At 67.2% G+C, this 23,169-nt stretch carries 20 protein-coding genes; 12 read left to right on the plus strand and 8 right to left on the minus strand.

Features of this window, described 5'->3' with window-relative positions:
- Positions 1-257: 257 nt before the first annotated feature.
- Together N542_RS25495 and N542_RS0118100 are read right to left on the minus strand one after the other, a co-directional pair.
- Positions 258-1,508 carry an aromatic acid exporter family protein gene (locus tag N542_RS25495; RefSeq protein ID WP_051552016.1) on the minus strand — a complete coding sequence of 417 codons (1,251 nt, stop codon included), beginning with the start codon at positions 1,506-1,508 and terminating at the stop codon, positions 258-260.
- A gap of 137 nt (positions 1,509-1,645) precedes the next feature.
- Positions 1,646-2,590 (minus strand): GlxA family transcriptional regulator, encoded by a 945-nt coding sequence (locus N542_RS0118100; RefSeq protein WP_197026021.1) that lies wholly within the window; start codon positions 2,588-2,590, stop codon positions 1,646-1,648.
- A 112-nt stretch (positions 2,591-2,702) separates the two neighbouring features.
- Here N542_RS0118100 and N542_RS0118105 point away from each other — a divergent pair, with 112 nt between their 5' ends.
- Positions 2,703-3,338 carry an isochorismatase family protein gene (locus N542_RS0118105; protein ID WP_028645138.1) on the plus strand — a complete coding sequence of 212 codons (636 nt, stop codon included), beginning with the start codon at positions 2,703-2,705 and terminating at the stop codon, positions 3,336-3,338.
- Positions 3,339-3,774: 436 nt separating this feature from the next.
- On the opposite strand, the gene N542_RS0118110 is transcribed toward N542_RS0118105, so the two are convergent.
- From N542_RS0118110 to N542_RS27955, 3 genes are all read right to left on the minus strand, one after another.
- Positions 3,775-4,164 (minus strand): hypothetical protein, encoded by a 390-nt coding sequence (locus tag N542_RS0118110; RefSeq protein ID WP_028645139.1) that lies wholly within the window; start codon positions 4,162-4,164, stop codon positions 3,775-3,777.
- Positions 4,161-7,568, minus strand: coding sequence for an eCIS core domain-containing protein (locus tag N542_RS26785; RefSeq protein ID WP_081795314.1), 3,408 nt, complete (start codon positions 7,566-7,568; stop codon positions 4,161-4,163). The genes N542_RS0118110 and N542_RS26785 overlap by 4 nt, the downstream gene beginning before the upstream one ends.
- Positions 7,569-8,808: 1,240 nt before the next feature.
- The gene (locus tag N542_RS27955) at positions 8,809-9,360 is read right to left on the minus strand and encodes a helix-turn-helix transcriptional regulator (RefSeq protein ID WP_197026022.1); all 552 of its coding nucleotides are present in this window, start codon (positions 9,358-9,360) and stop codon (positions 8,809-8,811) included.
- A gap of 676 nt (positions 9,361-10,036) precedes the next feature.
- Between N542_RS27955 and N542_RS0118130 the strand changes: the two genes are divergently transcribed.
- The 7 genes from N542_RS0118130 (at position 10,037) to N542_RS0118160 (ending at position 17,233) form a co-directional block, all read left to right on the plus strand.
- A complete protein-coding gene (locus N542_RS0118130; RefSeq protein WP_028645141.1) occupies positions 10,037-11,191 on the plus strand; it encodes a glutathione-independent formaldehyde dehydrogenase in 1,155 nt (384 codons plus the stop codon).
- A 1-nt stretch (position 11,192) separates the two neighbouring features.
- Positions 11,193-11,768, plus strand: coding sequence for a type 1 glutamine amidotransferase domain-containing protein (locus tag N542_RS0118135; RefSeq protein ID WP_028645142.1), 576 nt, complete (start codon positions 11,193-11,195; stop codon positions 11,766-11,768).
- Complete coding sequence (locus N542_RS0118140; protein ID WP_028645143.1) at positions 11,765-12,253, plus strand: hypothetical protein; 489 nt, start codon at positions 11,765-11,767, stop codon at positions 12,251-12,253. The genes N542_RS0118135 and N542_RS0118140 overlap by 4 nt, the downstream gene beginning before the upstream one ends.
- The gene (locus N542_RS0118145; RefSeq protein WP_028645144.1) at positions 12,250-13,425 is read left to right on the plus strand and encodes a zinc-dependent alcohol dehydrogenase; all 1,176 of its coding nucleotides are present in this window, start codon (positions 12,250-12,252) and stop codon (positions 13,423-13,425) included. Before N542_RS0118140 ends, N542_RS0118145 begins: the two co-directional genes overlap by 4 nt.
- 441 nt (positions 13,426-13,866) lie before the next feature.
- On the plus strand, positions 13,867-15,186 hold the full coding sequence (locus tag N542_RS25515) for a DUF2254 domain-containing protein (protein ID WP_081795358.1): 1,320 nt from the start codon (positions 13,867-13,869) through the stop codon (positions 15,184-15,186).
- 284 nt (positions 15,187-15,470) lie between these two features.
- Entirely contained in the window at positions 15,471-16,622 is a 1,152-nt protein-coding gene (locus tag N542_RS0118155; protein ID WP_028645145.1) for a zinc-dependent alcohol dehydrogenase, read from the plus strand.
- Positions 16,623-16,633: 11 nt separating this feature from the next.
- The gene (locus N542_RS0118160) at positions 16,634-17,233 is read left to right on the plus strand and encodes a hypothetical protein (protein ID WP_051552019.1); all 600 of its coding nucleotides are present in this window, start codon (positions 16,634-16,636) and stop codon (positions 17,231-17,233) included.
- A 136-nt stretch (positions 17,234-17,369) separates the two neighbouring features.
- Here the strand turns inward: N542_RS0118160 and N542_RS28455 are convergent, their stop codons facing one another.
- Positions 17,370-17,759, minus strand: coding sequence for an ATP-binding protein (locus N542_RS28455; RefSeq protein WP_197026024.1), 390 nt, complete (start codon positions 17,757-17,759; stop codon positions 17,370-17,372).
- A gap of 77 nt (positions 17,760-17,836) precedes the next feature.
- On the opposite strand from N542_RS28455, the gene N542_RS25520 reads away from it, so the two are divergent.
- Positions 17,837-18,154 carry a hypothetical protein gene (locus tag N542_RS25520; protein ID WP_155993197.1) on the plus strand — a complete coding sequence of 106 codons (318 nt, stop codon included), beginning with the start codon at positions 17,837-17,839 and terminating at the stop codon, positions 18,152-18,154.
- Between the two features lie 129 nt (positions 18,155-18,283).
- On the opposite strand, the gene N542_RS0118170 is transcribed toward N542_RS25520, so the two are convergent.
- On the minus strand, positions 18,284-19,471 hold the full coding sequence (locus tag N542_RS0118170; protein WP_028645147.1) for a site-specific integrase: 1,188 nt from the start codon (positions 19,469-19,471) through the stop codon (positions 18,284-18,286).
- Positions 19,472-19,900: 429 nt separating this feature from the next.
- On the opposite strand from N542_RS0118170, the gene N542_RS27650 reads away from it, so the two are divergent.
- A complete protein-coding gene (locus N542_RS27650) occupies positions 19,901-20,215 on the plus strand; it encodes a hypothetical protein (RefSeq protein WP_155993199.1) in 315 nt (104 codons plus the stop codon).
- An 18-nt stretch (positions 20,216-20,233) separates the two neighbouring features.
- Here the strand turns inward: N542_RS27650 and glnA are convergent, their stop codons facing one another.
- Positions 20,234-21,652: a type I glutamate--ammonia ligase gene (gene glnA / locus N542_RS0118175; RefSeq protein ID WP_028645148.1), complete on the minus strand. Its 1,419-nt coding sequence runs from the start codon at positions 21,650-21,652 to the stop codon at positions 20,234-20,236.
- A gap of 185 nt (positions 21,653-21,837) precedes the next feature.
- Here glnA and N542_RS25525 point away from each other — a divergent pair, with 185 nt between their 5' ends.
- Together N542_RS25525 and N542_RS0118185 are read left to right on the plus strand one after the other, a co-directional pair.
- Positions 21,838-22,242: an RDD family protein gene (locus N542_RS25525; protein WP_036508685.1), complete on the plus strand. Its 405-nt coding sequence runs from the start codon at positions 21,838-21,840 to the stop codon at positions 22,240-22,242.
- 44 nt (positions 22,243-22,286) lie between these two features.
- Positions 22,287-23,132 (plus strand): LppX_LprAFG lipoprotein, encoded by an 846-nt coding sequence (locus N542_RS0118185; RefSeq protein WP_028645149.1) that lies wholly within the window; start codon positions 22,287-22,289, stop codon positions 23,130-23,132.
- Positions 23,133-23,169: the final 37 nt, after the last annotated feature.

The following is a 23,169-nucleotide window of genomic DNA, read 5'->3' on the forward strand; positions in this document are numbered from 1 at the left end:
GCGGCGCTCGACCTGCTGCGTCGTACTGCCGGCTATCGGCGTGGCCGCAACGCACGCTGCTGCCCATAGCTCATGCCGCGAGCCGGTTCGCAGGACCCGGATGTCAGCGCTTCAGTTCGTTGACCATCTTCGGCGTCCGCCACTGCTTGCAGCATCGGCGAACAGCCACGAGGCATACATCAATGGCCACGTCGCGAGCGTGGAAACGCTCCATCCGGGATGTCGTGGGGCCGAAGTGGTCGAGTCGCGACGCGAGGTCAGCGCTGATCGAGGTCGTCGTCGGAGATCCGTGGCATCGGCGTGGTCGGCGCGTCGGGGTCGCTCTCCGGCGGCGCCTGCGGGAGGGATGTGGGCCGGCGCCGCGAGGGGTGCGGGCGCAGTGGCGCCGGCCAGGTGCGGACCGGACGCCCCAGCTGGAGCTGGCGCCGTACGCGCTGCTCGAGGTCGAGCTCGCGCTGGACCCGCTTCACGGTGGACAGCAGGCTCGCATGCAGCTCGCGGAGGTCGGAGTCGGCCACCGCGGTCGACATGTCCTCCAGGCGGGCGCGCGCTTCGGGCAGTCCCTCCATCGCCTCCCGGAGCGCCTTGAAGTCCGCCGACTGAGCCTGCCCGGCTGGTGCCGCCTCGAGCCGCACCAGCTCACCGAAGGCGTCGACGGCAGAGGCCAGCTCGCGGAACGTCTGGGCCAGACCGAGGCACACATCGGCCGACCCGTCTGACTCGAGCCACCCGGCGTCGCCTGCGGTGGCATCGGCGAGCGCCCGGTACATCGATCGCACGCTCAGCGCAGTGTGCTCGAGTGACTCCAGCCCGTGCCGCAGACCGGGGCCGAGGTCCGGCGTGCCCACCGCTCGCACGTTGAGGCGGCGGCCCTGCTCGGCGTGCAGCAGCGCGGCTCCGACTCGGGGAACGTCGCGGTGGGTGATCAGGCGCGCGTCCCCGAGCCAGGCCTCCGCGGCCGCTGTCAGAGAGCGAGGGTCGTCGGCCAGCTGCTCGACGGCATCGGCGGAACGCCGCAGGAGGTCGCTGATCGCGTCGGAGAGTCCCTCGATCTCCCACCCGGCGTCCGAGGTGGGCACCCGGGGCGGGAACAGCAGGTTGGCCGCGATGCCGACGACCGCGCCCACCAGCGTCTCCGCGATCCGCTGGCCGGCAGCGGCCTCGACGGCAAGCGAGCCGACGCCCAGCACGAGCATCCCGCTGATCGCGACCTCCATGAGGTTGTCACGGAGCCGGAGCGCCTGTCCCAAGGTGATCGAGAGGAAGATGAGGATGCCGAGGCTCCACCACTCGAGCGGTACGACGGCGGCGAACGCGACTGCCATCGAGACTCCGCTCACCACGGCGACGACGCGATCCAGGCCGCTGGCCAGCAGTGACACCGGCGTGACCTGGACGACGAGCATGGCCGTCAGCGGCGCGAGCAAGGGCTGGGTGCCCGGGAAGATCAGGACCGCCACGACGTAGCTGATCACCGCTGCCACCGTGATGCGCAGCGACCACAGCACCGCGCCGCGCCACCCCGTGCGAAGCCGTCTCAGCTCACGTCTGACCCTCCCGCGCCACTGACCACGCATCCCTCCATGATGAACGATGGACGCCGACTACGCGCGGTCGGTGGCTGGTCATGACGCCGCCCCGGACGTCATGGGGAGGGGGTCGAGAACCGCTGTCGGTAGGACGTGGGGGTGGTCGCGTACGCAGCGACGAAGTTCTGGCGGAAGGTCACCACGCTGCCGAAGCCACACGCGGTGGCGACCCGGTTGATGGGCCAGCTGGTCGCCTCCAGGAGGCGGCGGGCCTCGTCGAGCCGCCGGGCCATGATCCACCGCGACGGGGTGCTGCCGATCACCTCGGTGAACCTGCGGGTGAAGTTTCGTCGACTCATGCGCGCATGGGCAGCGAGGTCGTCCACCGATAGCCGTTGGTCGAGGTGGGCCAGAGCCCAGTCGACGGTCGGACCGAGGTGCCCGACACCGCCCGGGTCGGGCATCGGGCGATGGACGTACTGAGCCTGGTCGCCCTCGCGGTGTGGCGCGACGACGAGGTGGCGGGCGACGGTCGCTGCGGCCGAGGCTCCCAGCTCATTGCGGACGATCGACAGGCAGGCGTCGATGGCGGATGCGGTGCCCGCCGAGGTGAGGACGTCACCGTGATCGAGGTAGAGCGCGGCCGCGTCGACCTTCACCTCCGGACGGCGGAGAGCGAGCTGGTCCGCGGCACCCCAGTGGGTCACCGCCTGGCGTCCGTCGAGCACACCGCTGTCGGCCACCGGGAAGGCACCCAGGCACAGGCCGGCGATCTTGGTGCCACGCGATCGGGCCGCGCGAAGACCGTTCATCAGGGCCGGGTCGGGGGCCGGCAGGTCGGCCGGCCAGGACGGGAGGACCACGAGGTCGGCCTCGTCGACCACGGTCGGGCCGGCGACGTCCTCGACCCGCAGTCCTTCGGCGGTCCGGATGCCTCGACCATCGTCGGTCCAGACGGCGGGGTCCCAGCCCTCGGCGATGCCCTGTCGCCCGACCTCGCCGAAGACCAGCAGCGGAACGGCGAGGTGAAACATCGTCATGCCGTGGAAGGCGTAGACCACGATTCGCACAGTTGGCCCGATCTCATCGAGAAGCGTCTTTCGTGCCACTCACGGTAGCCGCACCGACCGAGCGAAGGTGGAGCCGACACGTTCACCAGACCAGGGAGATGCCATGACAGACCCGCGCCGAGCGCTCATCGTCGTCGACGTCCAGCAGGAGTACTTCACGGGAGTCCTGCAGATCCAGGCTCCGCCGGCCGAGCAGACGCTGACGAACATCGTGACCGCGCTCGAGGTGGCGAAGCGTGAGGGACTGCCGGTGGTGGTGGTCCAGCACGAGCTCCCCGAAGGGGCGCCCGTGTTCGCGAGAGGGAGCGAGAGCTGGTCGTTGCACCCCGAGGTCGAACAGCGGCTGGAGGCCCGGTGGAAGCGCGTCACGAAGGACAAGGGCAGCGTCTTCGCCGGCACCGACGTGGCTGCGTGGCTGGCCGACCAGGGCGTCGACACCATCACGATCGTCGGCTACATGACCAACAACTGTGACCTCGCCACGGCCGTCGGCGCAGAGGAGCTCGGCCTGGCCGTCGAGGTGCTGTCGGACGCCAGTGGCGCCATCCACCTGGCCAACGACGCCGGCAAGGTCTCCGCTGAGCAGCTGCACGAGACCCTTCTGGTGCTCCTGCACTCCAACTTCGCCGCCGTCGCCACGACCGAGGCCTGGACATCGGCCGTCACGGCCGGTGCGGTCATCCCCAAGAGCGACCTCGGGACCTCCGCGACCCAGGGCCGTGCCGCCTTCGCGAGCTGACGGACGGCGCCCCGGCGGGTCCTCGGCGCTGCGCCCGCGGGAACGCGCAGCGGCCCCGCGGGAGGAAACCCTGGGGGAGTCCTCGGCGGGGCCGCGCGTTCGTGCCGGTCAGACCGCCCGTACGGGCTCTGGCTCCGATGTCGTAGTACAACCGGAGGCATCATCGACTCGCTCCGAAGGTGACCCGTTTCCGCAGGTCAGACGGGGTGTAGGGACGTTACGCCCTGACGGCCTAGGCGTCTACTAGGTGCTCGGTAGGCACTGCGCTGGGGAAAATCTGAGGGAACCGTGCGACTTTCGGAGCGAACGTCAAGGAGAATGTCGTCGGTTCTGACAGACGGCTCGACAAAGGCTTCTGAACTTCAGCGATTCAGGTCAGTTCGTTACCGTCCGCAGGTAGTTTCCAGCTGAATGCCGAGCCTGACGTTGTCAGCGGTCATTCAAGCCCGAGCCACGAGCCGATGTCCATGGCGACGTGCTCGTAGTCGAATCTGAACAGGTCCGACCAGTTGTGCGGGTTGAGGACTACCCCGGAGTTGTAGACGTCCTGGGCCAACCCCAGCCCGTGATCGGTGCTCGTGGCGTGCTGGGATATCTCGGTAGCCGTGATGGCGAAATGGTCGAACGAGGAGGCGATGTCACCGACGTGCCCCTTCCACACGTCCGACTTCGGAGTGACCGCGAAGACGACAAGTTCAGCCACCATCTGCCGCGGCTCCAGCAGGGCGATTCGCAGACCGTCCTCGGTCGCGGCGACGCGTACATTCGGCGGCGCCAGGATGTCCAGCGTCGCGGCGAGTTCGGTGAAGTCAGCGCGAGCACTCATGGCTTGACCGGCGTCAACAAGAGCTTGACCTTGTGCAAGGTGGAGAACTCATCGGCCTTCCGGTTCAGGTCGCTCATGAGCTGGACGGTCAGCTGGGGCCGACCGTCCTGCTTCACAAGGTCCTTCGTCATCGCCATCACGGCGCGGGCGAAGGTGCGCAGGAGTTCCACTGTATCCGGGCCAGCGACAAGTCCGGGTTGGACGACCTTCACCTCGAGGTCAAACGGGTCAAATCCGCCCGTCTTATTCGCGATGGCCACCTGAATGCGACCCCGGTCGGTCATCGGCTTCACGGCGGCGACCTGTGCGTCAGCTGCCTCAATCACTCCGCCGACGGCCTTCTTGATGATCTCTCGAACGAGGAGCTCACTGGGGTTTGCTCCGGACCGTGCCGGGCTTTCGTGTTCGCCGGCCGCGACTCCGCCTTGGCCGATCGACTCATGGGTCCCTGGCACATCCGAGATGTAGTAGATGGCGTACAGATTGATCCCGGAGTTCTTGAGGACGTCCGCGATGAAGCCAGCTTCGCAATCAACACTGCGGACGCTCTCGTCCTTCATCCACTTGATCATCGACTCGCTCTCGGTGATCGGCGAGTGCACGCCCACGTGCAGTCCGCCGCGCTCCACCTGGCTGGCACCCAGCCCGGCCGACGCCGTCAGGTCGTCCAGATCGGCGAAGGCCTTGTTGGGCAGGCGGTCTCCTTCGCCGATCTTCGCCGTCTCGAAATCTGTCACATCAGCGACCTGGGCGACCTGCTCCGGCACCATCGTCTGGCCCTTCTTCATGCCCGGGCCCAGTCCGCCGGCCGTACCGACGAAGGTGATGTGCTTGACCCCGAGCTCTTCCAGCGCCTCGGCCAGGAAGCCTGCCCGGTCCCCGAAGAAGTGGGGGGAGATCTGGAAGAGTGCGAGATTGACCTCCTTCCGTTCCTTGTTCTTCAACCTGAACACGGTCGAGTTGAAGTTGGGCAGCTCGAGATCGACCGTCGGCTTGGTCACTTTGAACTTTTCCAGAACCGACTTCAGCTCCTTCTTCTGACCGATGGACGCAATCTCGACGTCGGTGATCCCGTTGCTGCGCATGATGTCCAGGTACATCGCCTTGTAGTCGATGTCTTCTTGGTGGACTTTCACCTTCCCGAGGTCGATCCGATCCACCGTGATGGTGTTGACCCTGATGGCCGAGACACCGACGCCGACGAGGACGATCTTGCCTTCGTCGTCGATTGCCGGGGGCTTGCCGATGAAGGGGACCTCGGCGCAAAGCGTGGAGTTGTCCGGACCGACCAGGAGGTATCGGGCGATGTTTGCCGTGCGACTGATGACATTGCGTGCTTTGTATTCCCCGTATTGCCAAGGCCCGGACTCGACGGCCGCGTCAAGTTCTTCCTTCAGGATGCCGTCGCGGTACAGCTCGTAGAACAGGAAGGCGCCAACCGTCTGGATGGCATAGCTGGCGCCCGGCAGCGTCTGGAAGACGACCTTGGCGAGCCCGGTCTTCGGGTTGCCGATGATGAACTTCTTCGTGCCGGCGTGCGAGCTCGGCACCTCCAACACCTCGGTGAATCCCTCCGCGTGCATCTTGCCGAACGACGCCAGCGCGCTCGTGGCGTGGACCTCGACTTCGACGCGTTTCTTGATCACCCAGTCGATCAGGGGGTCGTTCAGCTTGTCACCGACGTAGTCGTTGATGTCCTTGATGGAGTGCGTCTGCCTGCCGGTCCTCATAGCGAGGAGCGAGGCATGGATCTCCTCGTTCTCGACAAGCGCGCTGACCTTCTCGGACAGATTGGGATAGGCATCGAAGAGAGCAGCCAGGCGTGCAGCCTTCTTGTGGATGTGGCGTTTGAGGATCTCGTCGACTGTTTCGAGCTTGAGCCGAGCGACGACCTTCTCGAGCTCGGCCGCACGTCGCTTCACCTCAGCGTCGTGCTCCTTCTTCTTGCTCACTGGGTCGAAATCCTGCCGGTTTGCCACCAGGGAGCCCTCGAGGTGGTCCAGGAGGATCGCCCGCGCCTTGCCGTCCTCTTGGTCGAGCCCGCTCACCCGGATCGCCTCGTCGTACTTCGTGCCGACCTTGTCCTTCGAAAACTTCTCCCTGGTCATCGCGAGGTAGGCAGACTTGGTCTCTGGGTCGTCCAGGATCGCCGGCGGGATCATCGAGTCGACGGTGGCCGACTCCTCGTCGATCAGTCTGATGACCGTCGGAAGCATGTCGTCCTTCCGCAGCTCGGCCTTGAGCGCGGCCGTAGCTTTCTCGGCGATCTCCTTCTTCTGCTCATCCGATGCGACACCGAGCGCGCGATTGGGCATCTCCATGACCCCTGCTTTGAACAAGTCGGCCCCGGTGACCAGGCCTTTCTTGTACCTGGCGCGCAGGATGCCGCCGGACGGCAAGGCCGTCAGCCGCATCAACAGTGCTTCGTCGGGCAGAGCCGGATGCTCAAGCTTCGGCAACCCCCCGGCGACCGCTTTCATCCGCTCAAGATGCACGGCAGCGGCACGGAAGTCTCCACCACCGATCAGACCCCGCATCTTCCCCAACCATTCAAGGACGTCATAGGCGGCGTCCTTGCGTTCAGCCGGACGCACCGCCTCCACGACCTCCTGAGCACTGGCCACCTCACCGACCGGCTCGTACTTCGCTGCGTCCTCGCTGTCCACAGCAACGTCCAGCGCCGCCTCTCCGTCCACCGGCTGCAACGAGTACTTCCCCGGTTCGACCTCGTAGGCCAGGAAGATCCGATCCCCAGGACCCTTGACCCTCTTGCCGGATTGCCCCGAGGTGAGAGCGCGGCGGATAACGGTCGACCGGCGAGCACCCCCACCGCCAGGCTGGAGCGTGTGGGCGAGCTCGTGAGCGATCAACCGTTCCCCGGCGGCGGAGTCCGGGGCGAAGCGCCCCTCACCGAAGAAGATGTCACTGCCTACCGTGAATGCCTCCGCAGAAACCAAGCGGTTGAGCCTGTCCGGCTCAGCGCCGGTATGCACCCGAACGTTGGAGAGCGCTGCTCCAAAACCCCGCTCCATCCGTGAGCGGACCTCGGTCGGCAACGCGTCACCGGAGCCGCGGAGACGGTCGATCCGACCGGCAATGTCGCCCGAGAGCGCGCCCCCCTCGTACCCCACCGTGGGCCGCTCGTCCGCGCCGACAGATCGACGGAGTTGATCGCAGGCAGGCCCGTGAGGGTGAGGCGCTCCCGTCGCTGACTTGAGGCGGGCCAGCGCATCGTCGGCCCGACGGTCAGCGTCGCGCTCGACCGGGTCATCCGCATTGCCCACGGGAAGCGCCGGGGTCCGGGTCGACAGCGGCACCGGATTCACCGGTCCGGTCTCGGATGCCTCCGGCGCGCCGGTCGTCGTTGGCGCGGCGGGCTCGCGCTCAAGCTTCTCTGCGCCCATCGAATACCACCCCGAGGAAGGTCTTGGCACAGGCGAAGGAAGGACCCCACGCCCGCCCCCAAGCGCACGCTAGATCACATCTGGCCCCGAGCTCACCTTCTTTGCGAAAGAGCCCTCAGGAATGATCCCCGGTGAACGATCAGACAGTGTCGGAATCTGCGCCGGTGGACGGCCCGGCCCGGGTTCTGCTGGACGAGCGGTCTTGTACTCGCTTCGCCACACCGACACCGACACCGACCTACTCGCTGCCGCCGATCGAATGCTCGCTCTCCGTCACCCCGCACGGGCGCTGAACATGGCACCGGGGGGTCGGGGCGAAGGTGCGGACCTGGCCGACGGTCTCGACCGGGTCGTGGCGGGTCACCGCAACCACCCCGATTTGGCCGCCGCCGCGACCGGCCGACACCACCGTGATCGGCACCCAACCTCACGGTCGCCGGGCGGGTAGTTCAGGTGTCGCTTGTGCCGCGGTGCACGCGCAGCGGCCCCGCTGGGGGAAACCTGGGGGAATCCTCCGCGGGGCCGCGCGTTCGTGCAGGTCAGACGCCCCTTCGGGCCCTGGCTCAGATGTCCTTGTCCGGTGGCGAAGACCCGAGTTCTGGCTGACAGCTTCGGCGGGACATCGACGACCTCTTCGCCGTCGGCGACCAGGCGCATGGCGACGTGCCGGCCGATGCCGCTGCATCCCTCGATCGCCCAGACCCGGTCCGACCAGCGTCGCGCTACCTCGAGCATCGATCGGTAGCCGGCGACATCGGTGCCGAACCGACCTCCACCGACAACGGTCTCGTCGCCTGTCATGACCTCGATCGTCACTGACCGTTTGTGCGGATCCATCCCGATCACGACCCGCTGCGTTGCGTGTTCCATTTGCTGCTCCCGACACTCGATCCGATGGGGTTCTCGAGTCGGGAGGGCACCGCCACTTCGAGCCGAGCAAACCCCTCTTGGGCCTCTCCCGCTCATAGGTCGGCACCCGGGTCACGCAGGCCAAATGAGAGCCACACGACGAATCGAGGGCAGCCGAAATGAGAGCGACGACCCGGGCACCTAGACCGAGCCTCGCTAGGCACCGGTCATGAGGCAATGGAACAAGTAGCCGATGAGCGTGTGCCATCTGCGGTCAGCGATGAACGCCCTAGCGACCTTCACGCGGCTAGTTACCTGGTGTGCGTTGGACGACTAGTTGCCGAGAGACGCTGCGCTGTCATGACGTTGAACAGGTGCGTGAGCCACGAGTCTACGAGAGGGCGAAGTGTGCTGGGACGTAGCAACCTTCACGCTCGGCGCGCACGGCTGCCGCTGTCCTCGAAGGTGCCTCGAGTTTGTGGAGGATGTGCTCGAGGTGCGTGGCCACTGTCCGTTGCGCGATGGCCAACCTTTTCGCGACCTGCTGGTTTGAGAACCCCTCGACGACCAGGCCCAGCACCTCGAGTTCTCGGGCCGTGAGGGCGCGGCAGTCAACGTCGGGGGTGAGCAGGACAGCGCCCGACACGAACGCCGGCAGGTCGCTCGGCGCGAGCACCGTCAGGCGCACGTGACCGCATGGCGCTTCACCCCACGGCCACATGAATGACCGGTAGACCTGTCCGTTCCTGATGCCGCGCCTGGCGACCTGCACAGCCGGCGACGCGCGATCAAGAAGTGCGTGCCCCTCCAGACCTGGGAGCGGACACGTGGTGCCGTCCCGCAGCAACACAGCACCGGCCTTGGCGCCGCACACCAGGCGCGCGCTCGCAAGCAGGGAACGGGTGGGGGACACGGCTCGGGCGATGACCGGCGAGAGCTGCATGACTATGGTGCGCACCGCGACCGACGGCGGCTGTCCGCTGGAGAACAGGAGGCCGAGAACCCCAGGTGAGGTCCCCCGGGTTCGAAGAGTGGTACTCCTAGACCCTCGCGGAAGCCGGCCGGGACCAAGCACTCCGCCCAGGTGGGCAGCTCGTCCGTGCCGAGCGGCAGATCGCCCAGGCTGACAGGGGGCCGGTTGCGGTTGCATCCGGTCAGCTCGAGCTCCTGCGCGACCGACGGCCGGTCCAGGAAGTCCACGACCGACGCATCGAGCCCGCTGCTGCTCACTGTCGCGTAGCTGGTCGACCGCTGATCTGCCAGTGCGATGTACGACGCCTCGACAGGGAGACATCGACTCAGCGTCCGGAGCAGTTCCTGAGCGCGCTCCGGCAGTGAGGCGGCGGAGGCGGCGATCTCGGCAACCTCGACTATGGGCACATCGACGCGCACGGCGCTCCTCTCACAGGCGCGCAAGGGGGCGCCGACTGAAGATGGCTCCTAGTACCCACACACGCCGAGTTCATCGCGCTGAGCTCGAGCAGACCCCACGCTGGAGCCGGGGACGGTTCGACGAGGGCCTCGGCATTTGTGCCGATACCAGCCGGGCGTCATGCGAGGTCTACTCGGATGAGCCGAAGCAGCGGGTTTCGGGACGCATTCGCGACGAGGAGGCAATCATGAAGGCAGTGGTCTACGAGGGACCTCGACGGGTCAGCGTCAAGGATGTGCCCGACGCGCGGATCGAGCGGGCAACAGACGTACTGGTCCGGATCACGTCGACGAACATCTGCGGTTCGGACCTGCACATGTACGAGGGACGCACCGACTTCGAGCCGGGACGCTGGTTCGGTCACGAGAACCTTGGCGAGGTGGTCGAGGTCGGCGACGGCGTCGACAAGGTGCGGGTCGGCGACTACGTCGTCCTGCCGTTCAACATCGCGTGCGGCCACTGCAAGAACTGCGAGCGCCAGCTCACGAACTACTGCCTGACGGCGCAGCCGGAGCCGAAGATGGCCGGTGCCGCCTACGGGTTCGCCGACATGGGGCCGTACGGCGGCGGTCAGGCCGAGCTGCTGCGGGTGCCGTGGGGCGACTTCAACTGTCTGCGGCTGGGCGAGGACGCCGAGGAGCGGCAGACCGACTACGTCATGCTCGCCGACATCTTCCCGACCGGCTACCACGCCACGGAGATGGCCGGGGTGAAGCCCGGTGACCAGACCGTCATCTACGGCGCCGGGCCGGTGGGACTCATGGCAGCCCTATCGGCGACGGTCAAGGGCGCGAGCAAGGTCATGGTCGTCGACCGTCATCCTGACCGGCTGGCCCTGGCCGAGTCGATCGGCGCGATCGCCATCGACGACTCCCAGGTCGACCCGGTGGAGGCGGTGCTGGAACAGACGATGGGGCTCGGCGCGGACAACGGCTGCGAGTGCGTCGGTTATCAGGCGCACGAGCCCAGTGGCGACGAGCAGGCCAACCTCACGATGAACCGTCTGGTCGCCTCCGTGCGGTTCACCGGGACCATCGGCTGCGTAGGGGTCTTCGTGCCCGAGGACCCGGGTGCCAGCGACGAGCTGGCCAAGCAGGGCAAGCTCGCCTTCGACTACGGCATGTTCTGGTTCAAGGGCCAGCACGTCGGCAGCGGCCAGGCGCCGGTCAAGAAGTACAACCGCCAGCTGCGCGACCTGATCGCCGCGGGGAAGGTGGAGCCTTCGTTCATCGTGAGCCACGAGCTCCCACTCGACCAGGCCCCCGAGGCCTACGAGCGCTTTGACAACCGCGAGGACGGCTGGACCAAAGTCGTCCTCCACCCGGCGATGGCAGGAGCGTGACATGAGCACGACACTGGAAGGGCGACGCGTCGCCATCCTGGCGGCCGACGGCGTGGAGCGGGTCGAGCTGGAGGAGCCGCAGCGCGCTCTCCGTGACGCTGGCGCCACCACCGACATCATCTCGATCAAGGGCGGCGAGATCGCCGCGCGCAATCAGGACCTCGAGGACGCCGGGACCTTCCCGGTGGATCGGCAGGTGAGCGAGACCTCGGTCGACGACTACGACGCCTTGTTGCTCCCCGGCGGAACCGTCAACCCGGACAAGCTGCGGATGGAGTCCGCCGCGGTCGCCTTCGTCCGCGACTTCGTCGAGTCGGGGAAGCCGGTGGCCTCCATCTGCCACGGCCCGTGGAGCCTCGTCGAGGCAGACGTCGCGCGTGGCCGCACCTTGACGTCCTGGCCCAGCATCCGCACCGACCTGCGCAACGCCGGCGCAGAGGTGGTCGACGAGGAGGTCGTCACCGACGGGAACATCACCACGAGCCGTTCCCCGGACGACCTGCCGCCGTTCTGCGAACGCATCGTGCAGGAGTTCGCTGGCGCGCCGCAGCCCGCTGGAGCAGGAGGACGCTCATGAGCCACTCCACGACCAACGTCGCAACCCGTGCAGCCCGCGTGGGCGGCAGCCTGGTCCGCCAGGTCCGGTCCGTGATCGACCCCTCGGCCGCCCGACCGGCCGGCGGCAACCAGCCGACGTCCGGGTGGTTGGTGGTGACGGTGCTCTGCCAATCGTCCGACATCGACACCGACGCCCTGCCCGCACCGCTGTCGGAGCTCGCGGACCGGATCGAGGTCCGCGTCCGTCCGGCCGCCGGCGACAAGGGCACCGAACTGGGCGCCCGCCTGCGTGACCAGCCGCCCGCGGCCGGCGCGCCGCGACGCCTGAGCGGCAACGACGCTCACTCCGAGCTCCGGTCGGCCCTTCGTCAGGCCAAGCAGGTCATCGAGGTCGGAGAGGTGCTGGCGGTCGACCCGGCACCGCACGGCAAGAGGACGCCCACTCCCGGTGGTGTCCTCCTGGAGTCCTGGACCAAGGCGGCCCCCGAGGCAGGTGAGCGATGAGAGCAGTGACGTGGCGAGGAGTCAACGAGATCGGCGTCGAGGACGTCCCTGAGCCCCAGATCCTCAACGACCACGACCTGATCCTCGAGGTAGGGCTGAGCGCGACCTGCGGCTCCGACCTCCACCTGGTCGGCGGCTACATCCCCGCGATGCGTGCGGGCGACGTGCTGGGCCACGAGTTCATGGGCAAGGTCGTGGACGTAGGTCGCGCCGTGACCAAGCACCAGATCGGCGACCGAGTGGTCGTGGTGTCGTTCACCAGCTGTGGCAAGTGCTGGTACTGCCAGCAGGGACTGTTCTCCCTGTGCGACAACGGGAACCCCAACCCCGGGATCACCGAGGGCTTGTGGGGCCAGGCCATCGGAGGCTGCTACGGCTACTCCCACGCCATGGGCGGTTGGGCAGGCAGCCACGCGCGCTACATCCGGGTGCCGTACCCCGACCAAGGAGCCTTCGCCATCCCCGACGGCGTCTCGGACCAACGCGCCCTGTTCGCCTCGGACGCCGCCCCCACCGGCTGGACCGGCGCCCACCAAGCCGGGGTGCAGGCCGGCGACACCGTCGCGGTCTGGGGCGCCGGGGGCGTGGGTCAGATGGCCGCCCGAGCGGCCATGCTCATGGGTGCCGAACGGGTCGTCGTGATCGACCGGTTCGACAACCGGCTCGACCAGGTCCGCACCCACATCGGCGCGGAGACCCTCAATTACGAGGAGGTCGAGGTGCCCGCCGAGCTGCGCGAGATGACCGGCGGCCGGGGACCGGACGTCTGCATCGAGGCAGTGGGCATGGAGGCGCACAGTCCGGGCCCGCAGTACCTCTACGACCAGGTCAAGCAGCAGCTGCGGCTGCAGACCGACCGGCCCACCGCCGTACGTGAGGCGATCTACGCCTGCCGCAAGGGCGGGACCGTGTTCACCCTCGGCGTGTTCGGCGGGCTCGTGGACAAGTTCCCGCTAGGCGCGGTGATGAACAAAGCACTGACCCTCCGCGGCGCCCAGCAGCACGGACACCGCTACATCCCCGAGATCCTCGAACGGATGAGCCGGGACGAGGTGCGCACCGAGCACCTCGCCACCCACGTGATGTCCCTCGAGGAGGGTCCGAAGGGCTACCAGATGTTCAAGGAGAAGGAGGACGGCTGCGTTCGCGCCGTGTTCGTACCAGCTGCGTAGGAGCAACCATCAACAGACCCACCCAACCACGACCCCCGAGCGGAGGGAGCCGCCGCACCACAGCCCACGTGGGCTCACGCAGCCCGCTCGAGGCGTGCGGCGGCTCTTCTCTACGACAGTTGCGACGGCAGCTAGCCAAGGAAGTCGCATGACGGAGTCTCATCACAGCGGGGCAGCTGCGAGCGCGACCCGGGCCCGCCCGGTATTGGACCAGCTGTGCACGAAGATCGCCGCCGTGCGAGGGCGCCCAACTGTCCTCAGCACCCACCGCCCACTCATTACGAATCGGGAGTTCTGCCGATGGTGCAACCGCATTGGCATCGGTTCCATGAGGAGACCCGGGCGATGTGCGACGGACCTCCGGGTGGGGCGTCCGCATCCCTGCGTAAGGAAGGGGAGACCGTGAACAGGCTTCGGCTCCAGCACTTTGTTCGCTCGAGCATGTGGCCACTGCCCATGCTGTGCCTCATTGCGGGCGCGCTCATCGGTCTCGGAACGCTGGCACTCGACCGGGCAACGGACTACGGGTTGGTTCCGCAGAGCGTGACCGGGACGCCGACGGACGCCCAGACGATCTTGTCCTCGTTCGCCACTGCACTGGTGTCGCTGACAAGCCTGGTCCTGACAGTCACCCTGGTCGCGGTCCAGCTGGCGATGGGCCAGTTCTCGCCCCGGATCGTGGGGGCGCTGCTCGCCGACCGATTCAGCCAGTTGGCGGTCGGGTTGTTCGGCGCAAGTTTCGTAGTCGTGATCCTCACCCTCCGCGAGATCCGGGGATCGAACACTGGCCGGGTGCCCGGGCTGTCGATGCTTGTGTCCTACGGGCTCATGGCCGCCAGCCTCGTCGTGCTCATCCTGTTCGTGCACCATGCCGGCCAGGGCCTGCGGGCCGCTGGACTGATCGACCTTGTCGGCGACCGCAGCCGAGAACTGATTGTCCGTCGGCACGGAGAGGAGCCCGTCCAGGCGGGCGGCCGGGACACCATCGTCGCCGAGGAGCCCGGCAACGTGATCCGGATCGACCGCCCCGCCCTCGTCGCCGCGGCCCGACAGTCGGACTGCGTGCTGGAGCTGGTCCCCGTCGTCGGGGACTTCGTGGTCGGCGGCGCACCTCTGTTCCGCGTGCATCCGAGCAGCCGGTCGACAGGAGAGACGACCGGGGACCTCGCCAATCGGCTCCGCAGTGACGTCACCCGCCACGTCCTGCTCGCCGCGGAGCGCGTGCACACCGACGACCTGGCCTACGGCTTCCGCAAGCTGGTCGACATTGCGGTGCGGTCGATCGCACAGCCATTCGACGACCCCACGACGGCGGTCCAGGCACTGCACCGCCTTCACGACCTGCTGCGTCAACTTTCCGTCCGGCCCTTGCCGAGCGGTGAGCACCGCGACGAGGAGGGCGTGGTGCGCCTGGTCGAGCGGACCGTCAGCTGGGACGGCTACGTGCAGCTGGCCTTCGACGAGATCCGGCTGGCCGGGGCGTCCGCGCCGCAGGTCACCCGAAAGATGTCTGCGGCACTGGCCGACCTCAAGTCCGTCGCGCCGCCCGACCGACAGGGTCCGCTGGACCGCCAGCTCCGGCTGCTCAGCGCCGCTGTCCGACGCTGCCACGAGGACGAAGAGGACGTCGTCGCAGCCCTCACGCAGGACACCGAAGGCATCGGGTCGGGCGCCGACGTCACGGTGAAACCCCACTTCGGTCACGAGCTGGACCTGGTTGAGGCGACAAGACGTCGGACTGCCCAAGGAGGAGCGGACTGAGGGGTCAACCGGGACAGCTGTCATCGGCGTGTCGCATTCGCACGGCGCAGACGAAGCTTCCGACCGGCGTCGGCAGTTTTACCGATAGCGGCGTCCAGCCGCGTCGGGTGCAATGAAGGTCCTGCAAAGAGAAGGTCTCCCAAGACCTCGACGCAAGGAGGCAACGTGAAGGCAGCGGTGTTTCAGGGACCGTGTCTCAGGTCAGCGTCAAGGGCGCACATTCATCGCTCCAACCGCCGTTGTCCGAGTCCGTCACACCCCAAACACTGAACAGGAGACCGTCCATGCGAGCAATGGCCTACCGCGGCCCATACCGGGTCCGCGTCGAGGAGAAGGACCGTCCACGGATCGAGCACCCCAACGACGCGATCGTCCGGGTCGAGCTCGCGGCGATCTGCGGCTCGGACCTGCACCTCTATCACGGGATGATGCCGGACACCCGGGTCGGCCACACCTTCGGCCACGAGTTCATCGGGGTCGTCGACGAGGTCGGGCCGTCCGTGCAGCACCTCGAGGTGGGTGACCGGGTGATGGTGCCGTTCAACGTCTTCTGCGGGACGTGCTGGTTCTGCGCGCGCGGCCTGTACTCGAACTGTCACAACGTCAACCCCAACGCCACCGCAGTCGGCGGCATCTACGGCTACTCCCACACCACAGGGGGGTACGACGGCGGCCAGGCCGAGTTCGTCCGGGTGCCGTTCGCCGACGTGGGACCAAGCAAGATCCCCGACTGGATGGAGGCCGAGGACGCTCTCCTGTGCACCGATGCCCTCGCGACCGGCTACTTCGGCGCGCAGATCGGTGACATCGCCGAGGGTGACACCGTGATCGTCTTCGGCGCGGGACCGGTCGGCCTCTTCGCTGCCAAGTCCGCGTGGCTGATGGGAGCCGGCCGGGTCCTCGTCATCGACCACCTCGACCACCGTCTCCAGAAGGCCCAGGAGTTCGCTCACGCCGAGACCTTCAACTTCTCCCAGTACGACGACATCGTCGTGGAGATGAAGAAGCAGACCGAGCACCTCGGCGCCGACGTCGCGATCGACGCCGTGGGAGCCGAGGCCGACGGCAACCTGCTCATGCACGTGACCGCGGCGAAGCTCAAGCTGCAGGGCGGGTCTCCGGTTGCCCTCAACTGGGCCATCGACAGCGTCCGCAAGGGCGCGACGGTCTCGGTGATCGGCGCCTACGGGCCGGTCCCGAACTCCGTGAAGTTCGGGGACGCGATGAACAAGGGACTCACCCTGCGGATGAACCAGTGCCCGGTGAAGCGGCAGTGGCCGCGGCTGTTCGAGCACATCCACAACGGCTACCTGAGGCCGAGCGACATCGTCACGCACCGGATCCCCCTCGAGCACATCGCCGAGGGCTACCACATGATGTCGGCCAAGCTCGACGGGATGATCAAGCCCGTCATCACCGTCGGCGCGGCCGCCTAGGAGGCGACGAGATGACCACCGACTTCGCACCTTCGTCCGAGGACCACATCCCGGCGTACACACCGGACGACATCCCCCGGCCCTCGTCGGACGACCTCCGCAGCCGCATCCCCGGCTGGGGCGCCGACCTTGACCCGGCCGACCGGCCGTCATACCCGAAACTCGACTTCCGGCCCGACCTGACTGGGGCCCACTGGCGCTTCCCCGAGCGTCAGCCGGACCCCGGCCAGCGGGAGAGGTCGATCGAGCACCGGTTCCTCACGCCCGTGTTCGGCACGGCCCAGCCGCTCCGCGGTCTGTCCGGGTCGATCCGGCGACTGGCCTACGCCCGCTACAGCGAAGGGCGCATGGCGCACTGGCTACTGCTCATCGCCGGTGACCGTGTGGACACCTTCGGCAGCACGCTCAGGTCGTTCGCCAGCAGCCGACCTGACAACCTGATCGCCGAGACCGGCATCATGGCGGAGCTCAAGGGTCATCCGATCGCCTCCCGGTTCGGTCAGAATCGCACCGACTGGAAGCACCACCCGATGGACCCCGTGATAGTGCTGGGGCCTTGGGTGCTGGCCGGATGGGCGGCCGTGTCGCTGGCGCGCCGGGTTCTGCGCTGAGGTGCACGCTTTGGTTGCAACTCGCGGCGTCTAGCCGCGGAACACGTGAGACGTGTCGCTACGTCGTCCTCGTTTCCCTCGCCGAGCACTTGAGGCAAGCGCAGGGCCGTGGTGACGAGTCGCCCATGCGCCAGGGTCACACCGGTCTCGTCACAGACCCTGTGACCCTGGCTCCGGACCGTTCGCGTCGGGCTTGCGCGTGCCGTTCACGAGGCAGTTCCAGACAAGCCTGGAATCCACTCGCCGAGCCCGACAGCAGCAGACGCCCGCCGAGCGAGTCCGCGACCGCGGACGCCACCGCCAGGCCCATTCCCAGTCCAGCGGTCGGCTGGCGCGGGTGCGTCCCTCGTTCGAAGGGCCTGACGAGCCGCTCTTGGTCGGCTGCGTCGATACCTTCTCCTTCGTCGTTGACCATGATCCGTACCCCGCAGGCCGTATCGACCGCCACTACCCGCACCGTCGACCGATCCGGCGCGAACGTGAGAGCGTTCCTGAGCAGCTCATGCAGAGCCCGCCGAAGGCTCACTGCGTTCGCTACGCACCACGCCCCTCGGTCCCCGTCGACGACCAATGCCGCAACTGCGGAGGCTGCTGGCTGACCGGATGGATCTCGCGTTCAGGCATCAGGTTGAGACGTCTGCGCTGCGTCGTGTCTCCGAAATCATGGCGGTCGAACACGAGCTGTTCGATCGGCTCTGGTACGGGCGCTCGGAGGCTTCGATTGGTGACGAGCGCCCCGAGGGCTATTCGGCGGAGATCTGGGCGACAGCACAGGCGGCCGCCCGCCGAACTGAGGAACAGTACGGAGTCGACCTGCTCCGCAAGGACACCGAGACTCAGTTCGACTGGGGGATGCTCTCCGGGAAGATCTCTGCGATCCGCTGGGTTCTCGGGGCCGAATGGGACTTCCTCGACAGCTAGTGACGGCGTTCGACCGTGCCAAGACCTCCTAGTGTTAGACATCGAGAGGGCCCATTCCCGCAGACCATGAGCGGGTCGACCTCTGTCGCTGCGGTAGTCAGTCAACTTGCGTTGCTGGACTGGCGCCCGCTAGCCCCGAGAGGGTTGCTCGAGTTCTGTGTCAGCCTCTTTGCCCGCGTGGCGCCCGGCTGCAAAGGCCGCATCCACTGCTGCACGGGTTCGCTCCGTGCTGCTGGGCATGAGATGGGTGTAGGTGCGCAAGGTGAACCCGGGGTCGCTGTGGCCGAGGTATTCGGACACGGCGCGAATCGATTCGCCGGCGTCTAGCAGCACGGAGGCGTACCAGTGGCGTAGAGCGTGCATGCCGTTGTCACGCGATTGCTCGATGCCCACATGGGCTTGGCCGGGCTTCCAGAGCCGTGTGTTGAAGTAGTTGCGATTGAGGGCAGAACGCTCGCGTGTGGTGAGTATGAGCCCTGCGCTCGACTTCTTGTCCGCCTGGGGCGTTCCCCACGGAAGCGTAATGCTCCGTCGCGGGAAGGTAGCGAGGTGGTTGCTGAGTTCCGTCGCGACGCTCTCGGGCAAGGGGACGGTTCGGGTCTTGTCGCCCTTCGGCAGGCCAAAGACCAGGCGGTTGCCTCCGAACACCTTGACTTGCCGCCTGACCTCCACAACTCCGCGGAGGAAGTCGACATCCTCGACCGCGAGCCCAAATACCTCGCCTTGGCGTAGTCCCAACCCCGATCCCAACGTGACTGCGATCCTGTACTGCGGCGGAAGCGCGTCGTGCATGGAGGAGACCCACGCGGTCGGCCAAGGCACCACCTTGCGGCGCGACGTTGCGGGCCTTGTCACTGAACTCGCTTTGCACGGATTCTTGGCAATCATGTCGTCGTCGACCGCAGCCGAGAAGATGGCAGACACGTTAGAGAAGATGACGCGCCGGTAGGTCTCGGCCATCTCCATCGACCGTAGGAGCTTCTGGATGGTCGACGGCTTGATCTGTCGCAGCTCGAGGTGTCCTAGCGTCGGGAACACATGGAGCCTGAGTCGCAATTCGGTCGCCTCGTAGGTCAGCGGACTGAAGGTCCGACTGTCGAGCCACTCCTCGGCATAGGCGCGAAATGAGATCCTGCCTGCGTCGACATCAAGGTAGGTTCCACGAAGTTTGTCCGCCTCGACCGTGTTGCGGAACGCAACCGCCTCGGCCTTGCGTCGGAAGGTCTTACGACGCTGCCGACCCTCGGGATCTCGGTAGTTGACGACGTAGCGAGGGCTGCCGTCGTCGGATGGTCTCCCAGAGCTAATGCTTGCCATGGCAGCCCTCGGCAGCGTCGGACCGGGTGACCAAACATGCTGATGAGCATCTGCTCGCTGGTGGCGATGGAGTCGATTCCGGGTCAGGCTGATGGCCTGTCGGGATCACTGATTCTCCTCGAGTCGCACCGTCCAATTGATCACGGTTGCTGCCCGCCAGCGCAGGTGCTTGCCGACACGGAAGCCGGCCGGGCCGTAACCTGTCGTCCGCCAGGAGTAGATGGTCTGCTTTGTCACGCCAAAGGTAGGAAGCGACATCGTCGATGTCCCACAGTTCTTGGGCCTCGACCAGCCTGGGTGCCCGGCTTCCGCGGTCTCCGCGCCGCCGCGGCCCAAAGATTCCCGGTTCCATAGCCGGCACGTTCGAGTTCGTTGCCATCATCCAGCCCCTCCTCGCGGCGTTGACGGACAGTTGGTCTACGGGCACCTATGTCCGACGGCGGCATGGGAGCGATCACGTCGGCGGAAACGATGTGGCAGCAAGATGACTCGGGCATCGCGGCGGTGGTTGCCCAACTGTGCGATGCCAGGCTGGTGGCTCGGGCAACCGACCCGTGCCGCGACCTACCCGAAGAGTCCCCTGAGGACCGTGTGGCAGGAGATGGCGCTACCCAAATTTGTACCGGATTTGTAACAGACGAGCGGCTACCAACAGCAAACGCCGCCGAACGACCAAAAGGTCGCTCGGCGGCGTTTGTGCAGGTCAGCGGCTGTTCTTTGCGGTCGTTCGGCGTTGCTGAATGACCGCAGCCGGAGGCCCGGTTAGATGTCGTAATAGAGCTCGAACTCGTGCGGGTGCGGGCGCAGCTGCACGGGCGCGATCTCGTGGGTGCGCTTGTAGTCGACCCACGTCTCGATCAGGTCGGGCGTGAAGACGTTGCCGACGGTGAGGAAGTCGTGGTCAGCCTCGAGAGCCTCGAGGACGGCGCCGAGCGAGGTCGGCACCTGGTCGATCTCGGCCATCTCGTCCGGCGGCAGCTCGTAGATGTCCTTGTCAATCGGCGCGGGGGGCTCGATCTTGTTCTTGATGCCGTCGACACCGGCCAGGAGCAGCGCGGAGAAGGCGAGGTACGGGTTCGCCGACGGGTCGGGGAAGCGGGTCTCGATGCGCTTGGCCTTGGGGTTCGAGCCGGTGATCGGGATCCGGACCGACGCGGAGCGGTTGCGCGAGGAGTAGACCAGCGAGATCGGGGCCTCGAAGCCCGGCACCAGCCGGTGGTAGGAGTTCACCGTCGGGTTGGTGAAGGCCAGCAGCGCCGGGGCGTGCTTCAGGATGCCGCCGATGTACCAGCGGGCCATGTCGGACAGGCCGCCGTACCCGGTCTCGTCGTAGAAGAGCGGCTCGCCGGCCGTCCACAGCGACTGGTGCACGTGCATGCCCGAGCCGTTGTCACCGAAGATCGGCTTCGGCATGAAGGTGACCGACTTGCCGTTGTTCCACGCGGTGTTCTTGATGAGGTACTTGAACTTCATCACGTCGTCCGCGGCCTTGAGCAGCGTGTCGAAGCGGTAGTTGATCTCCGCCTGGCCGGCGGTGCCGACCTCGTGGTGCGCGCGCTCGACGAGGAGACCGGAGGCCTCGAGGTTCTTCACCATCTCGTCGCGCAGGTCGCCGTAGTGGTCGTACGGCGCGACGGGGAAGTAGCCGCCCTTGAAGCGCGTCTTGTAGCCGAGGTTGTCGCCCTCCTTGCCGGAGTTCCACCAGCCCTCGACGGAGTCGATGTGGTAGTACCCCTCGTTGGCGGAGGTGGAGTAGCGCACGCTGTCGAAGATGTAGAACTCGGCCTCGGGCGCGAAGAAGGCGGTGTCCGCGATGCCCGTGGTCTCGAGGTAGGCCAGCGCCTTGCGCGCGATGTTGCGCGGGTCGCGCGAGTAGGCCTCGCCCGTGATCGGGTCGTGGATGAAGAAGCTCAGGTTCAGCGTCTTGGCCGTGCGGAACGGGTCCAGGTACGCCGTCGACGGGTCCGGGAACAGCGCCATGTCCGACTCGTTGATCGCCTGGAAGCCGCGGATCGAGGAGCCGTCGAACGCCAGGCCGTCGTCGAAGACCGACTGGTCGAACGACGAGACCGGGACGGTGAAGTGCTGCTCGATGCCGGGCAGGTCGACGAAGCGCACGTCGACCATCTCGACGCCTTCGTCCTTGATGTACTTGAGCAGCTCGTCGCTGTTCTGGAACATTCGTCCTCCTTGGCCGCGCATAGGCGCCGGCCGACGTGCGTGCGGATCGGCAGCCCGGTGCGGCGCTGCGCCGGGGCACCTCGAAATTACGTACGGGTCGTTTCCTGACCGTATCCGTTTTATTTCTCTGATGTAACAGCCGCCCACCGGGCGGGCGGCCGCAGGCCGGGACCTACCCTGGGCGCGTGCCCGATCCCGCGACCCTGCCGTACGAGACCGCCTCCTGGGGACGTCGGGTGATCGCGCTGGTCGTCGACTGGTTCGCCTGCCTGGCGGTGGTCAGCCTCTTCACGCCCGTCTTCGGTACGACGGGCGGGCCGGGCAGCACCTACACGCTGCTGCTCTTCGTCCTGGAGTCCGCGCTGCTGACCTGCACCGCCGGGGGGTCGTTCGGCAAGCTGGCGACCCGGCTGCGCGTCGTACGCGTGGACACCGGGGGTCGGCTCGACCCGCTGCGGTCCCTGGCCCGCTCGATCCTGGTCGCCCTGGTGATCCCGCCGCTGGTCTTCCGACCCGACCGGCGCGGCCTGCACGACATCGCCGCCGGTACGGCGACGGTCACGCTGCAGGTCGCTTCTCCCCAGCCCTGAGGCTCCGGCTTCTCTGGTGCCCACCGGCGAGGGATGCTGGTGCCATGACCCGCCCGCACCCGCTCCGCCGTACGCTCGCCGTCGCCGCCCTGGCGCCCCTCCTCGGACTCGGTCTCGCCGCGTGCGGCGACGACCAGGGAGGTCAGGCGACGGGCGCCACCACCGTGCGGGCCGCCGCCCTCACGGGGTTGGGGAAGGGCGACACCGTCGCGCCGGGGGAACTGGTCGACGTGATCGCCGACGGCGTGAAGTCGTCGACCAGTGCCCACACCACGCTGAGGATGTCGCTGGGGAAGCGGGGTGACATCTCGGGCGACGGCGTCGTCGACTACACCTCGACCAAGCCCGAGGCCGCCTTCAAGCTGAAGATGAAGGTGCTCGGTCAGTCTGTCGACACCGACGTGCGGATCGTCGACGGGCTCGTCTACGTCTCCTTGGGGCAGCTGGGGGGCGGCACGTTCTGGAAGATCGACCCGTCGGACGAGTCGATGTCGCGCCTCGGGCTCGGCTCGATGCTCGACCAGACCGACCCGATCGGCGCCATCGAGAAGCTGGAGCCCGCCATCGACCAGGTGACGTACGTCGGCGACGAGGACGTCGAGGGGCGCGACCTCCACCACTACGAGCTGACGGTCGACCTCGCCGCGGCGGCCGACGAGCTGGGTGCGCAGCTGCCCGACAAGGCCCGGGACTCCATCCCGACCTCGGTCACCTACGACCTGTGGCTCGACGGCGACAACCGGTTCGCCCAGATGGAGATGGACTACCCGGTGATGGGGTCGACGGCGTCGGTCGAGCTCACGGCCTCGGACTGGGGCAAGGACGTCACGATCGAGGCACCGCCCGCCGACAAGGTCACCGAGATGCCGGACCTCGGTGAGACCCGGTGAGCCGAGAATTGGCCTGAGCGCCTAGGCGCCCGCGCTT

Origin of the sequence: Nocardioides sp. URHA0020 (assembly GCF_000620705.1) — a bacterium.
Taxonomy (GTDB): Bacteria; Actinomycetota; Actinomycetes; order Propionibacteriales; family Nocardioidaceae; genus Nocardioides.

Coding starts and splice junctions, on each gene's coding strand:
- N542_RS0118105 (WP_028645138.1), top strand. CDS start 2,703: ATGACAGACCCGCGCCGAGCGCTCATCGTCGTCGACGTCCAGCAGGAG.
- N542_RS0118110 (WP_028645139.1), bottom strand. CDS start 4,164: ATGAGTGCTCGCGCTGACTTCACCGAACTCGCCGCGACGCTGGACATC.
- N542_RS26785 (WP_081795314.1), bottom strand. CDS start 7,568: ATGGGCGCAGAGAAGCTTGAGCGCGAGCCCGCCGCGCCAACGACGACC.
- N542_RS27955 (WP_197026022.1), bottom strand. CDS start 9,360: ATGCAGCTCTCGCCGGTCATCGCCCGAGCCGTGTCCCCCACCCGTTCC.
- N542_RS0118130 (WP_028645141.1), top strand. CDS start 10,037: ATGAAGGCAGTGGTCTACGAGGGACCTCGACGGGTCAGCGTCAAGGAT.
- N542_RS0118135 (WP_028645142.1), top strand. CDS start 11,193: ATGAGCACGACACTGGAAGGGCGACGCGTCGCCATCCTGGCGGCCGAC.
- N542_RS0118140 (WP_028645143.1), top strand. CDS start 11,765: ATGAGCCACTCCACGACCAACGTCGCAACCCGTGCAGCCCGCGTGGGC.
- N542_RS0118145 (WP_028645144.1), top strand. CDS start 12,250: ATGAGAGCAGTGACGTGGCGAGGAGTCAACGAGATCGGCGTCGAGGAC.
- N542_RS25515 (WP_081795358.1), top strand. CDS start 13,867: ATGTGGCCACTGCCCATGCTGTGCCTCATTGCGGGCGCGCTCATCGGT.
- N542_RS0118155 (WP_028645145.1), top strand. CDS start 15,471: ATGCGAGCAATGGCCTACCGCGGCCCATACCGGGTCCGCGTCGAGGAG.
- N542_RS0118160 (WP_051552019.1), top strand. CDS start 16,634: ATGACCACCGACTTCGCACCTTCGTCCGAGGACCACATCCCGGCGTAC.
- N542_RS25520 (WP_155993197.1), top strand. CDS start 17,837: ATGGATCTCGCGTTCAGGCATCAGGTTGAGACGTCTGCGCTGCGTCGT.
- N542_RS0118170 (WP_028645147.1), bottom strand. CDS start 19,471: ATGGCAAGCATTAGCTCTGGGAGACCATCCGACGACGGCAGCCCTCGC.
- N542_RS27650 (WP_155993199.1), top strand. CDS start 19,901: ATGTCCGACGGCGGCATGGGAGCGATCACGTCGGCGGAAACGATGTGG.
- glnA (WP_028645148.1), bottom strand. CDS start 21,652: ATGTTCCAGAACAGCGACGAGCTGCTCAAGTACATCAAGGACGAAGGC.
- N542_RS0118185 (WP_028645149.1), top strand. CDS start 22,287: ATGACCCGCCCGCACCCGCTCCGCCGTACGCTCGCCGTCGCCGCCCTG.